The 15,428-nt window shown below is 33.3% G+C and carries 9 protein-coding genes; 1 reads left to right on the forward strand and 8 read right to left on the reverse strand.

What is annotated here, in order from left to right; translation table 11 throughout:
• Positions 1-218 precede the first annotated feature (218 nt).
• Positions 219-2,039: a heparinase II/III domain-containing protein gene (locus tag BFG52_RS13135; RefSeq protein WP_067557104.1), complete on the reverse strand. Its 1,821-nt coding sequence runs from the start codon at positions 2,037-2,039 to the stop codon at positions 219-221.
• Between the two features lie 161 nt (positions 2,040-2,200).
• Here BFG52_RS13135 and BFG52_RS13140 point away from each other — a divergent pair, with 161 nt between their 5' ends.
• Complete coding sequence (locus BFG52_RS13140) at positions 2,201-3,460, forward strand: hypothetical protein (protein ID WP_067557106.1); 1,260 nt, start codon at positions 2,201-2,203, stop codon at positions 3,458-3,460.
• A 62-nt stretch (positions 3,461-3,522) separates the two neighbouring features.
• Here BFG52_RS13140 and BFG52_RS13145 read toward each other — a convergent pair whose 3' ends face one another.
• From BFG52_RS13145 to BFG52_RS13175, 7 genes are read right to left on the reverse strand one after another with little or no spacing between them, the layout of a single operon-like run.
• Positions 3,523-7,773: a glycosyltransferase family protein gene (locus tag BFG52_RS13145; protein ID WP_169817572.1), complete on the reverse strand. Its 4,251-nt coding sequence runs from the start codon at positions 7,771-7,773 to the stop codon at positions 3,523-3,525.
• 57 nt (positions 7,774-7,830) lie between these two features.
• The gene (gene wecC, locus BFG52_RS13150; RefSeq protein ID WP_067557113.1) at positions 7,831-9,066 is read right to left on the reverse strand and encodes a UDP-N-acetyl-D-mannosamine dehydrogenase; all 1,236 of its coding nucleotides are present in this window, start codon (positions 9,064-9,066) and stop codon (positions 7,831-7,833) included.
• 30 nt (positions 9,067-9,096) lie between these two features.
• Positions 9,097-10,242: a non-hydrolyzing UDP-N-acetylglucosamine 2-epimerase gene (wecB, locus tag BFG52_RS13155; protein WP_067557116.1), complete on the reverse strand. Its 1,146-nt coding sequence runs from the start codon at positions 10,240-10,242 to the stop codon at positions 9,097-9,099.
• Positions 10,243-10,257: 15 nt separating this feature from the next.
• Positions 10,258-11,958: a polysaccharide biosynthesis/export family protein gene (locus BFG52_RS13160; protein ID WP_067557119.1), complete on the reverse strand. Its 1,701-nt coding sequence runs from the start codon at positions 11,956-11,958 to the stop codon at positions 10,258-10,260.
• 3 nt (positions 11,959-11,961) lie between these two features.
• A complete protein-coding gene (locus BFG52_RS13165; RefSeq protein WP_228703753.1) occupies positions 11,962-13,029 on the reverse strand; it encodes a capsule biosynthesis protein in 1,068 nt (355 codons plus the stop codon).
• A gap of 19 nt (positions 13,030-13,048) precedes the next feature.
• Positions 13,049-13,711 carry an ABC transporter ATP-binding protein gene (locus BFG52_RS13170; RefSeq protein ID WP_067557125.1) on the reverse strand — a complete coding sequence of 221 codons (663 nt, stop codon included), beginning with the start codon at positions 13,709-13,711 and terminating at the stop codon, positions 13,049-13,051.
• Positions 13,708-14,535, reverse strand: a complete 828-nt coding sequence (locus BFG52_RS13175) for an ABC transporter permease (RefSeq protein WP_067557127.1) — start codon at positions 14,533-14,535, stop codon at positions 13,708-13,710. Before BFG52_RS13175 ends, BFG52_RS13170 begins: the two co-directional genes overlap by 4 nt.
• Between the last annotated feature and the right edge of the window lie 893 nt (positions 14,536-15,428).

The following is a 15,428-nucleotide window of genomic DNA, read 5'->3' on the forward strand; positions in this document are numbered from 1 at the left end:
ATCTAGACATTAAATCAATATATTAGGAAAACAACTACAACCTAACAATAATAACTAAATTGCATATAATCTTAACTCCTATTTATTCACCTTAATGATAAATACATGCTCACATATAGATACATATACAACAGAAAAATATCACTATAAAAACAATAATTTCTAGTCCACTACATCTCTAAATAATAATATCTACATTATATCAATAACATAAAATATTAGAAAAGAGGTTTTATACTCCAGATAATCTGATTAAAGCGGTCATTCAAATATATCCGCAAATTAAAAACATTAAAACTCTTATAATAAGTTGGACTTACTCTACCTTCATTTACATGATTATCACCATGAGAAACAACTACATCTTCGTATCCACTATGCAACTTTATTTCAACAATTTCTTTATTATTTTTCTTAACCTTTATTACACCATTTTTATTAGAAATAAATATACCATGATTAAATAGTAAATTTAAATAAACTCTTCCATCAAAATCATTTTTTACAACAGAATCTTTAAATAAAATTTCACCATTTGAAAAGACATCAATTTTACGTTTCCATTTAAATATATTTTTATTATTTAATAGAGAGGAATATCCACCTAGGGAACAATCAACATCTTCAGAAAGACATTCATCTTTAAAAACAAAACTTTGATTAAGTTGAACATCTTGCGGATAAAAGATATTATCTTCAATACACAAAACATTATGGGCACGATCAGAGGTGAAATATTTTCTAAAATCACTATGATCGTAACTATACTTACCACCATCAGCAAAAATATTTTGACCAAAAACACCATATATAAAACTTAAATTATCAGCATGTTTATGAATTAGATTTTTATTACTAGCACTAAAACATAAAAAAGTATGCAATTCTTCAAACTTTCTATATACAATATAGTTAGAATCAATTAAATTTAGTAAATAGTATTTTTTGGCAGAATCATAATAATTATTATCACCAACAAAATTAACACCTTTACCTTCAGTATCACCTATTGTAAAAAGATTGCCATCATAATCAGTAAACCATGATAAAATTTTATTTTTATTTCTTTTTATAGCTAAGATACGTTCATTATCTTTTACAAAAAGCTCCTCAGGAATTACACTCAAAAGATCACACAAATATAGATGATAATATGGAGAGTTCTCACTTGAAAAACCATCCTTATTGATAAGACTATTAAGTAATAAAGTCATCATATCTTCACTATAATTTAGTATATCATTATATTTTTCACCATTATATGATATAACAAGCATTCGAAGTGATATCATTTGCCATACACCATGATTCCCATGTGATAAAAATTCTTTGTTAAATAATTTTTCAATATGAAGATCATATAAATGCTGTAACTTCTCTACTTCAACATTCGAAAAAATATTATTTACTAGATTAATATTATTAATTTCAAAAAACAAAGCAAGATGAATACCTCTTAACGCACAAGACATATCATACCATAAAAACTCTTTTCTCCTGCTATCACCATTATAAATAAAATCATAATATTCCAATATCTTATCTTTTATTTCCAAAATATAATTACAATTATAAGTTTTGAAAAATTCATTCCAAATTGGGGAGAGAAAACGCCAAGAGTTTAAATTAAATGCAAGGTTTCTATCTTTATTTATCCAGTTTATTTTTTCAAAAACATTAAAGTATTTAGCATCATTTCTACACTTATACCCTTTTTCTTTTAAGATTTTATAATCACCCAAAATTATCGTTCTATATTTACTTCTAACATCATTGACTAATAATAATTCTTTTGATTCAAATATTTTTTTAGATATTTCATTACTAACATAATACACTAAAATTCTAATTTTTTTATTTAAAAGATCAAAGGCGTTAAAATGAAAATTTAATGATTTAAAGTAAAAAATCTTAATTTTCTTTTTTCCTTCAAACACATACAAAATAAAAGAATCGCCATCTGATTTTACTTCTAAATTTTGGATTTCAATTAGATATCTTTTTTTTGAAGAATTATACGAACAAACCACGCCAACCATATACCACTCCCAAATTCATATATCATAATACATTCTTTTATGTAAAACAATTTAATTCTCATATACTTTATAAGAATTGATTTTGTATAATACATCTACAACTTTACAACTGTTGACCGATAGAGGTCTAAAGCACAGTTCACTTAATACAGGATACTTTAATGTTAAACTCTCTCAAGCACATTTTTAACCTAAAAAAAGTTAAATGGCTTTCTAACTTTAATGAAAGTGAAAATGAAATAAATTTTAGTTTTAAATCTCAAGCATCTTTTAAATATCTAGAATCTGACAAATTTAGTATCGACGATGCAAAAGGAAAATGCTTAAGTTTTATAACATCAACCCCAACCAATTTAAGTTTTATTATTATATATTTTAATGGAAGTGAAAAGCTAAGTTTGCAAGGGTTCTACTCTCATAAAATTCAAGAATTAATTATTCCTATCGATGCAACACATTTTAAATTATGTTTAAGAGTAGTTCCTTCTGAAAATATTAACATTAATTACTTTAAATTTACCAATAAAATAAATATAGAGAAGGATTATTTAAATTTATTTTCATTCAAAGCGCAGTTTAATGAATGTAAGCCATCAATTAAGCAAGTAAAAATAATAATTGAGACTTTGTTTTGCGACACAGAAAAAAATGAGATAACTTTAGATAAATATTTAAGTTTTCTAGAAGCGCAACTATTTATATACTCACAAAATCAATATAATATTGAAAATATATACTGGGTAGTACATATTTCATCAGATAAACAAAAGTATATTAATAAAATCAACATTTTTAAAAAAAAATACTCTATAAAAAATATTTACATCAACATATATAACCACTTAAAATCTTATCAATCCAATGAAAATAGTATTGATAAAAGAGTCAAACCAAATTTATTTTATCCAAACTATAACCGTTTATTTGAAAATTTTTTAAAAAAACTTCCTAGAAACTTCCATCTAAAAAACTATATTATACGCATAGGATTAGACGATGATGACTTCCTATCGAACGATCATTATTTAAAAATTTTTAATACTGTAAAAAAATATATCAGTAATATTAAGTCTAATTCAGAAACTTATATTGGTTTCCCTGAATGTAATTTGGTTTATTATAAGTTTGATGGTAAGATTCTACTAAAAAAACAAATTCTTCGAAGAATTATGACTGGAAATAGATTTGTTATCTCTTACAATAAAATACCACAAACATCACCATTTTCACTAACAGAGGATTTCACAAAACAATCATCAGAAAACTATATTATAGAATCATCAGAAAATCCAACTTTCTTTTACAATAGGCATGGAAATAACTTATCTAATAACTCTAAAGATCATCATACCCATACAAATATATCTGAAATAGATTTTAATAATCATCAGGAACTATTAAACTATATTATTTCCAAATAAAATTAAATAACCGCAATATATAAATATTGCGGTTTACAATAATTAAAATTTGATATTATTAGTTAGAACAACTTTAATTCTTTACCAATCGTTTCGTCAAATCCACATTGGTTAATTACCCGTTTAGATGCATGAGCACTAAGTTTCTTATATTTTTTATAGTCTTTCGTAAGACTATAAATACCATTTGCCATTGCTGTATAATCTTCACCAGCTACTAAGATACCACACTCATCATCGACAAATTCTGGGATAGCCGTTACTGCGGTCGTTACAGGAACTAAGCCAGAAGACATTGCTTCATCTCTAGATACACCTTGACTATCCATACGTGTCGGTACAATAAAAACACCATATTCTTTATGTAAAGCAGCTATTTGACTATGGTTCAGAAAAGTTTTATTTAAACTCACATTTCCAAACTTTTGCAATGGTTGGGTAATTTCATCAAATAATGGTCCATCACCATATATTGCAATATCAAACTTATTAAAACCCGGTTTTTTTGCTAACTCTTCAATTGTTTTAACCGTTAAATCATTAGCATATTTGCGACTTGCAAATGGCCGGATTGATAATAGTTTAAAACGTTGTGATGCTGGTTTTTCCACATAATTAAAAAAATCAGTATCTATATAGTTATGAATGATATGACACTGATTTTTAGGAAATTTAATACCCAAATCTGCTTCTGATTCTTCAAGAAAGTACTGAGAAACAAAAATAAATTGTGTACGATTTTTTAACTCTTTTTGCACAAGATCACGCCAAAAGTTTCTACGTTGATTACTTAGTTTCTTTTGACGCTCTATTTCTTGTCCGCTCATACGCTCAAATTCAAATTCACGACGTTGCCAAACTTGTATCTCTGCTCCATGAACCCATACTAATATCTGCACGGTATCTTGGTATTTCTTTAATACATCCCAAATTTTCTTATCTATTAAATGTACACAAACCCTACTATATGTGCCCGAAGCCAATAATCTATCCAACATTTCATGATCATGACTAAAGATATCTACCCCTTCAAACTCGGAAAAGCCAAATTGATCTGCTACAGTTGTAACTTTAAACATATCTGTAAGTTGATCTTCTTTTTTATATGCTTTTAAACGAGTATGTAAGAACCCATATTTATAAAGATCATGATAAGAAGGATATTGCTTTGCCACCACCAATATTCTGGATTTTGCAATAAAGTCATTAATTTGGTTTTTGACTACACCGATGTCTAATGATTTTATTGTAGTAAGTCCTGTACCAACTACCTTAAAACCAATACGTATATATTTACAATGCATAGGAATAGCTAAGGCATGACCTCCAACAATAGAGTTCATAGAATGTGATATTTTTACTTGATTTTCATCTTGGAACTCAAAAACAATTCGCACATCTTCAGCAGTAGTTGCAGCCTTTAGTTCAAACTCACTATTTAATACTAGGTTGAGCTCTTCTCGAGTATAAATTTTACGCATATACATATAAGCGTGTTTAGTTGGTGCTAATGTGGTTTTTATAACAAACTGATCATCATTCTTATCAAATTGAATTTGCTTAGATGTAGGTTTGACTAGATATTGTTCAAAATCTGTCGGCAATAATGAAATGATACTACTGTTTTTTATTTTACTCTCATTAGGATTCGTCTCATTTATGGTTCTATAACTTAATTGCGTTAAGCTGATGCTTCCAGAACCTTTAAGCCGTACAGAAATATCTATACTTCTAGCATTATCTGGTACTTCTATTTCTTGTAATTTATTTAATTCAAATAGCTTAAATGCTATTTTTTCCTTATTTTCATTATAGAACTCAACTGCAACCAGATTATCTATTTCGGCCTTCCCAATTAATTCTACACAAATTTTATTGGATGACAGTTCTAAACCTTTTATCAAAAACACATAACGATGTGTTTTTTTATCTAGCTTAGACTGCAAACTAAAACCTTGATTATTTTCAACAATATTGATCAATTTATGATTGGTTTTGACATACTGTTGGAAATAATTTCCATCATAAATCCCAACTATCTCATCGTTATTACGTTTAGCTATAATTTTTTCAGCAAAGGGCAATAAGCGTTGTTTTAATTGCACACCATAATCTAAATATGGCATTTCAGTATTTATTAAGTCCAGTTGTTGCTCAGAAGGTAACTGTACATTTTCAATATAATTAAAACGATCAATTGCAAAAGCACTATCCTTAACAACGAATTGTTCATTATCAATAAGATGGGTAATATTTTCTACATGTGATTGAACATATTCGACACTCAATACTGCACGATTCAGTTTAAATTGTGATACAACCTGATATTCAACACCTTGTTGTAAATTACTAAACTGATCATAAAAGCTATCCTTGGTTACTACAGCAATATTCTGGTACTTCAAGTATTTAAAACTAAGTAACATATCAACTAGATAGTGTGCACTGTAATAGTCCAGAACACTTAAAGGTGCAATATAACCAATACTTTTATCCGCAAGTGAACTTAATAAATCTTCTCCGTTATTAAGCTCATAAACTCCCTCTTCGTTTATAAGTTTTAATTGATCTGGATTGTATATAAATAAAACTTTATCAGTATAAAGCTGCTGCTTAAACATTTTTAGTATATGCTGAAGTTCTTTCTGAGTATGGACTATTGCAAAAACTGCAACTTTATATTTATTATTTTCAGCCTCTATTTTCAGTTTCTCTAAGATATACTCAATACGGTCTTCATAAGTATGCTCAGCAAGTACTTTACGTAAGCCCAGCGCTTTAAATTTATCTACAGTATTTTTATCATGCACAATTTGATTGAGTTTTCTTTCAAGCTCTTGAGGATTATCTGAACAAAGAACCAAATCACCAAAAAAGTTTCTCACGCCACGCGAATAATTACTGAGTACAATGGTGTTGGACGCCAACATTTCAAATACACGACGTGCAAACATAGATTGAGATTGCTTTATGGTATTCATATTAATACCATAAATATAGCCTTTATAGGCTTTATCTATCTCATGTGGTTCTAATCTACCCAAAATATACTGCTGATATTGCTCAGGAAATGTATAGTGTGGATGTGGTTTATTAAAGTTGCGATCATAAATATCTAGTTTTCGAAACTTTGTTGCCACAGCTGTTAAATTAACAAAATCACGTTGTCTTTCTGGATATTTTAAATAAAATGATCCAGCAAAGTTAAATGCATCTTTACGTTGATACTTTTCAATAGGATTATGTGTTTGCGGCTGAGCTGCGAAAGGCATTAAATAAACATGGTCATGTTTAACATGAGCTTTATATTGCCCAATACAATCTATATCTGTCGTAAATACCACATCAACTTGTTTAGCAACTTCAATAAAAGTCCCAAAATGTACAGGGTCTTCTTTATTCCAAAATAAGGATTTAATTTTATTAATTTTACAATAATTGATTAGATTAACCAGCTCAGTAGAATTCTGACTGACTTTTGCTTTCCATAAGCTTTCTTTACCTTGCCAAGCTGACTCAATAAATAATATATCAGGTTTAAAGCTAACAATTTCATCTAGCCAATGCTCTGGGGTTAACTGCAATAAATCTGCTTCTGGTGCAAAGCAAAAATATGTAAACTCATCCATAATACAAGCTATCTTTAATTTTTTATTGTTTTCAAGTACTGTATCTTGAAGAATTTTCGCCTGATTATTTTCAGTTTGAGTATGAGGGGATTTTACGATAGCTATCGGTGTCTGTGCCTCAGTAGAATTGCTACTTTTTTTAATCTCTAAACTATTCTCTTTTTTTAACTCAACAAACTGACCATCAACAGGGTTTTTCTCGGACAACTGTTGTTCTGTAGCATCTAACTGTTTAACTATTTCTTTTAATGCTGAAACCACGCCTTTTTTAAAGTTATCTTGTTCTAGTAGTTTTTTATATCTTAAAACATTATAAATTTTCTTTTGAAATACAGTTAAATCTTCTTTATTTTTACGCTCCATAGCCTCTACAAATAAGTTTAGACCTACAACCGGTAAATGGCTTATTTTTTTATTGCCATTAAAAATATCAATGATATTTTTACCTAATTGGAATGCAATGGTTTGGTGTTCCTTACGAGAAAAGCGTACTGCAACTTGATGGCGAATTGAGTTATTTTCGCTGGATAGTTGATTCACTTTTTTTTGCAGTTCAATCACCTGATCTTTGGGAATATATTGGGTATCAATGAATACTTGAAGATTATTGATCAGTGTATTTTTATCATTTTGATTTAAATCACTATAGTTCAATAAACCATTTAAAAGTTGTTCTAAGCTCATTGTCATGCCCAATATATTCCAATTTATCAAATTACGATTTAATATTTTTGACCGATCTTAAATATCGGATACAAAACTTAATATACTCTTTTCAGCTAATTGATTCTGCAAATTAGCAAACTGAGAATGATTTACTAATATTGCAACTAAGTCAGCCTCATTCACATCATTTTGTTCAATTAATTTTGCTGCATTAAGTTTCTGCGGAATAGTGTCAATATTTGGTTCTACAATTAGGACCTCATACAGGCTTTTCTCGACTACTTTCTCAGCAATTTCAATCGCAGGACTTTCACGTAGATCATCAATATTCGGTTTAAAAGCTAAACCTAATAATGCTACTTTAGGTTTACGTCCTAAGTCACCGAGCTGCTCTACAGCCTGCTCAATTTTTTTAACGACCCACTCTGGTTTATGATCATTTACTTTACGTGCAGTATCTACCATACGCGCAAGATCTGGCGTTTTATTAACAATAAACCATGGATCAACAGCGATACAGTGACCACCGACCCCAGCACCTGGTTGTAAAATATTTACCCGTGGATGATGGTTGGCGAGTTTAATCAATTCCCAAACATTGATATCTAAACGATCACTAATCAATGACAGCTCATTGGCAAAAGCAATGTTGACATCACGGAAAGCATTTTCTGTCAGTTTGGTCATTTCTGCAGTACGTGCATTGGTTTCTAGCAAATCGCCTTTTACAAATATTTGATATACTGCCTTAGCCTTTTGGGTACACGCTGGTGTAATCCCACCAATGGTACGGTCATTTTCAACGAGTTCACGTACAACTTGCCCCGGCAATACACGTTCAGGACAGTAAGCCACGTAAATGTCTATATTTTCATCTGTTGCAGATTTTGGAAAGTTTAAATCTGGACGTTGTTCAGCCAGCCACTCTACCATTTGCTCTGTAGCACCGACGGGCGAAGTAGACTCCAGAATGACTACATTACCTTTTTGTAACACTGGTGCAATGGCCTTAGCGGCAGCCTGAATATAACTTAGATCAGGTGTATGGTCCTCACCTTTAAATGGCGTAGGCACTGCAATTAGAAATGCATCCGCTTCCTCTGCTGTATTTGATGCTTTTAAATGTCCTGAAGCAACAACTTTCTTGACAATCTCTTCTAAGCCAGGCTCAACAATATGGATTCTTCCTTGATTGATTGTATCAATCGCATGTTGGTTAACATCTAAACCAATTACTGTAGCCCCATAATGAGCAAACATTGTTGCGGTTGGTAAGCCAATATATCCTAGTCCACTAACAGAAACTTTCATAAAACCAAACTCTATGTAACTTATATAATATTAATCAATAAAAAAATGTGCTGAAAAACGTTTTTTAATCGCTGCGACAATGCGTTGACAAGCTTCTCCATCCCCATATGGATTGTGCGCTTTAGACATTTGCTCATAAACTTCTTTATTTTCTAAAAGCTCAACCACATTATTTACAATATTGGCAACATCCGTTCCAACGAGCTTCACTGTTCCAGCAGCTACCGCTTCTGGGCGTTCAGTGGTATCACGCATCACCAACACAGGTAAGCCAAGAGAAGGAGCTTCTTCCTGTATGCCGCCTGAGTCCGTCAACAATAAATCGCTATGCAACATGAGCCAAATAAATGGCAAATATTCTTGAGGTTCTATTAATTTAATATTCTCAAAACCTTTTAATAGCCGATTCACAGGTTCACGGACATTTGGGTTGAGATGCATTGGGTAAACAAATTCAACCTCAGGAAAACGGCTAGCGAGTTGTTGCAATGCATTACAGATATCTTCAAAACCTTGACCAAAGTTTTCACGACGATGCCCTGTAATCAATACACGCTTTTTAGTCAAATCAAGACTACTATAGTGTTCACGCATTTCTTGATCGATACAGTCATGATGTTCAAGTTTGGCTTTAATTGTCAGTAAGGCATCAATGACTGTATTTCCGGTTACATAGATATCTTCTGCTTTGACAAATTCTTGTTTTAAATGTTGTTCTGCGGTAGTGGTTGGTGCAAAGTGCATGCTTGCCAATACCCCAGTAAGTTGTCTATTGCCTTCTTCTGGCCATGGTGAATAGAGCTGATAAGTACGCAATCCAGCCTCAACATGCCCAACAGGAATTCGATTATAAAATGCTGCCATAGATGCGCAGAAAGTAGTACTGGTATCCCCATGTACCAACACCAAATCAGGCTTAAACTCTTTGAGTACAGGATCTAGTTTCAACAACATATTGGCGGTCATTTCAGTCAGAGACTGACCTGCCTTCATAATATTTAGATCATATTGTGGTGTAATTTCAAATAGTTGCAACACAGAATCCAACATTTGACGATGTTGTGCTGTTACACATACCCTTGCATCAATTTTTGCTTCTGCATTCAAAGCATGCACCAAAGGTGCCATTTTAATAGCTTCTGGTCGTGTACCAAAAACGATGAGTACTTTTAACATGTTTTCTCTCTTCCCCTACCAATCCAACGCGATCTTCGCGCCAACTGCGATTTGATAAATAATCTGAGTAATACCCCGTACCACTTCAATCGATTTAGATTGAACCTTCGGTAATACTAGAATCTCATCGCCTTGTTGAATCTTATAACTCTTCGATAAAAGCTCTGCTTCACCATTGGCATGCATCACAATCACTTTAGATTTATTGGACTTCTGACTAAAACCACCAACCTGTGAAATATAATCAGCAGCTGTTAGATTAGGCTGAAAACCTATCGCATTTGGAAAAGCGACTTCGCCATGGACCATAATCACCGAACTAATTTCTGGTACTACCAGCACATCCCCTTGTTCTAAAATCACGTCATTATAATTTTCAGGGTTAAGCACCACTTGTCCTTTGGGCTGTACACTACGTGCCTTGGCAATAAACTGCTTGACCAACTCAGCGTCTTTAACCCGTAAGTTGGCTTCTTCTTGCGTGCTAGAACGCGCATTAAAAGTGGCGTTTTCAAGATTATCGAGTGCGACATTGAGCATTTCTTTTTGACGCTTTGCCACAGATGGGCGATAAAGCTGTAATGCATTGACATTGGATAAGACATTCGGGGTAATTTGCGTAAGAACTTGCGAAAGTTTGGCACCATAAGGCAGTACAATGGCATGTGGACCATTATGCGCACCTTCCACCCGGACTTGAATACTGCCTGCATAACGATCTGCAGTGACATTGAGAATATCACCATCTTGTACAGTGACATTTTGCGCATCATTCAATGAATAATATTCACTACGGAATTCATTACCCTGACGTCTTAAAATACTGACGTTGGTTGCGCCCGGTTTAGGCTTAGCAATGGCTAATGCTTGTGCAACAGAAATTTGCCCAGCATTAAACTCAAAATCATAGGCATTATAAACTTCACCGCCAATGTTAAAGGTATGCGTACGTGGACCCACCACAATAATATCGCCATCACGGAAGGAGAAAGGTTGTACGCGACCGGATATTAAAAACTCATATAGATCGACACGCTGCATCAAACGACCAGCGCGCATAATATCGACATTAATATAACTGCCACGTTCGGCATCTACCCCACCAGCCCGGTCTAAATAGGCCACCACAGTATCATTGGCAACACCACCATAATTCCCCGGTTGACTCACATAACCAGTCACGAGCACTTGTACGGGTTGTGCTTTTTCTAAGGCAGCATATACACCAACATTGGCTACATATATTTTACGTACATGACTGCTAATTAACGCTTGTAAATTACCATTGCTGGTACCCGCAACTTTTACTGGACCAACATTGGGTAAGAATATATTCCCTTCAGGATCTACTGTTAAATTCCCTGCAAACTGATAAGCGCCCCATAAGCGCACATTAATATGATCCCCTGGGTTAATGCGATAACTGTCATTAAAAGTCGAGCCAGCTGTATTGGCAAAGGCACCTTTAAACAACTGTGCACCGAACATATTTTTAGCATTGGGATCAATCAAATTTTGTGCAGTCTGACCCGTGAGATTTAGCACCGATTGGTTAGGTAAAATCGTTTGATCCGCTGCATTATTTAAACTACGGTCTTGACCACTTGCAGCACTTTGTATTGCCTGTCCTGCATCTGGCAACATATTTTGATTATATGCCGCGTGCACAATCGAAATGCTGGTACTTAGTATAGATAACAGTAGAATTCTTTTCATGATTTATTCTCTATGCTCGCGGACAATGGAATGAACAAGTAACCCAATCGCAAATAAAATATTGAGTAAGATAAATGCGGTAATGCTTAAGTAAACTTTACGTGGATACAATGCATCTTGTGCCAAACGTGGTTGTTCGATGACGATCAATTTCTTTAATTTACGAGCGACTTCTAGACGTGATTTTTCAAGTGATGCCAAAGACAATTTATAGAGATCCGTAGCAAAAGTAACTTGCGCTTTTAACGCTTCAAAATCGGCAATATTACGGTTTAATTTTTCATTACCGGGAGAGGTCAGTTTGGCATTTTCATCTTCTATTTGCTTTTGCACCGATTCCATTTGGCTACGAATTGCAACCACTTGCGGTGCTTCTGGGTTTAAGTAACTCAGCAAAGTACGTTCTTCTGTACGGAGCTGAGCCAAACTACTTTGTAAACTCGCAACAATCGTCGACACAGCCTGTGCTTGGATTTCCGGATCAAACATTTTATGTTTATTTTGATAGGTCAATAAATCTTCACGTGACTGATTCAGTTTATGCGCTGCCTCTTTTAATTGTGTTTCTGCAAATTTTAATTGTTCATCGGCTATGCTTTGAGAGATATGGTTAATAAAGTCATCACTTTGTTTCAGGATGGCATTATTCAATTTTAAAGAGAACGCAGGGCTAAAACCTTGGCTAGAGACTTTTAGCATCATGGTTTTTTCATCCAGATTCACACTTACGCGACTCTGGAAATACTTCACTAATTCTTCGATACTCGGCTCTTTCTTTAAAGAGAAAATCGGGTCACCTGAAATATGGAACTGTTGTCTTAGCTTTAACTCTTTATCAAGTTTCTCCACCATATCACGAGATGTCACATATTCTTTTAAGATATTGGCATCTTCTGTACTGGTATTGGCAACACCTAATAATGCCGAAATTCCAGTGGTATCGGCTGGTGTCGTATCGGCAACTTGTTTCACCAGAACCAGAGAAGAGGACTCATAGCGGTCTTTGGCCAATACTGTTAAATATAAAATAACCAACAGTAGCGGTAGTAGAACCACTATGCTATAGAGCATAATTAGGCGCTTATTGAGTTTAGACTGCATATTGTTTATATACCTCTACCGCATGTTCGACATTATCAAAATATTCTGCTTGACCATCACGTACCAAAAAAGCCACATCACAATTCCGAGTCAAGTCATTTAGATCGTGAGAAACCATAATAATATTAGAATGTTGTTTTAATTCATTAAGTAAAGACTGACTTTTTTTACGAAAAGACGCATCGCCTACTGCGCCAGCTTCATCTAGCAAGTAGTAATCAAAATTAAATGCCATACTCAGACCAAAACCGATTCGGCTACGCATCCCCGAAGAATAACTTTTAATCGGCATATCGAAATATTTACCAATTTCAGCAAAGTCTTCGACAAAATCGACCACCTGTTGCACTTCCTCTTCACTCGAAACATAAAGCCTTGCCACAAAACGGACATTTTGCCGTGCCGTCATACTGCCCTGAAAACCACCAGACAGTGCCACAGGCCAAGAAATTGATTTATTGGTTATTACCCGCCCAGAGTCAGCATAATCAATCCCACCAATAATGCGCAGCAAGGTACTTTTACCCGCGCCATTTTTCCCCAATAAAGCGACACTTTTATTTTCAGGCAATATGGCATTTAGATTTTTAAAAACATAATGACGCCCTTTCGGCGTGGCATAAGATTTAGTCAGGTTTTTTAATTCAATCATTTTGACCTCACTAAGCGACGCTCAAAACGTTTATACAGTAATAGCCCAATCAATAAGGTAATGAAGGTCCAAGTCCAAAAATAGCCTAGACTAATGCCTTGTACCAAGGGATAACTCGGCGCCACGGCATGACGCATATTTTCAAATATATGTATCAGTGGGTTATAAAGTAGATACTGTTGATATTGTGTAGGGATAATATGGATCGAATAAATAATACCCGATAAAAAATATAATAATAAAAAAAGTATAGTCAGGAATTTATTCAGTTCACTTGAAAAACTTCCTAACACCATAAATACTAAACTAGCCGCTAGCATAAATATAAATAGAGATAACCAATAACCCAGTAACTGAGGAATCGCCTCAAAACTCATGCTATAACCAAACCATAACACCAAGCCAGTAAAAAACACATAAGCACAAAAACTTAAAAATAATTCTAATATATTGCGTGCTAACACAGCATCTATTGGTCTAACTGGTCTATAGGCAAATAATCCTTTATTAGCATCAGAAGCACTGACAGCTTGCGTTAGTCCTTTACGAAGCATAAAAAAAGGAATAATGCCATTAATCAGGAATATCTCATAGTCAATACCCGGTAGGGTTTTTTTCATTATTGTGCCAAATAATATAAGCAACACACCGATATTGAACATAGGCTCAATAAAAATCCAAAGATACCCTAAACGATATTGACCAAAACGCGTTTGTAACTCGCGCAAGAATAAAGCACGAATTGCTGCGTACATCACCATTAAGCCATTACGCGGCTTTAGGCGAGGCAACTTTTTAAGGTTATTGTGATTTTGCGCCGACATAGAGTGTGTTATGGAATGCACATAAATGAAAAGTTACATGATTATACACATTTTTCGAATAATTCCGACTAGAACAAAGCTAAATTTAGTGTTTTTTGCTATACATTGCATTTTTTGCATAATTTAGCTACAAACAGAATAAAATCACTTCATATTTTGCTGTCTATTTCATTGAAAAATAATTTATTTTTTATGAGATAGCAATTCACACAAAAACCAAGATAAGCACAACTAAATTTAAATACCTTATGAAATACATCAAGTTAAAATTTTTTATTACAAACTTGCTATACTCTTGCCTACATAGATTAAGAAAAAGTATTTTTAATTCTCGTCTCGTTATCATCCATAATGACTCAGTTTTAGCAACTTAATAATTAACCACACTAAAATAACTTAATATTTATTTAAAAAAACTAATTTATTAAAAATAAATACTCATCAAACGAACTAAAGAATAAACTTCCATTGAGGCACTTAAAACAATACTACCTAGGATCACATCGACAAGCTCCATACTTGTTTTAATTTTTTTAAATAGGCAGCACCAATAACCACGACAACATCCTTCGGTAATGCTCCCCATATAGCATCGACAGCTTAAATCCTATTCGGAGCAATCGAAGGCAGAAGCCTCGGTACGTCATTTTTATGCAATGCTGCATGCTCAGCAAGATGGCTTAAATTTAATTTCGTGATAATATGCGGCGCGATCAGAAGTGTCTAATGAAGTGAAGTGGATTGAGTATATCTTTTGGTTCTAGAGCGGCGGCTCGGGGAATTTAAACAACCCTCTTCATTGAACGATATCTCTATCGCATCAGATAACTGTATATCTTGTATCGTCTTTAACCAGTAAAATATTGGGATTTTTTTCTGTCTCAGCTTTGAGT

Origin of the sequence: Acinetobacter larvae (genome assembly GCF_001704115.1) — a bacterium.
Lineage (GTDB): Bacteria > Pseudomonadota > Gammaproteobacteria > Pseudomonadales > Moraxellaceae > Acinetobacter > Acinetobacter larvae.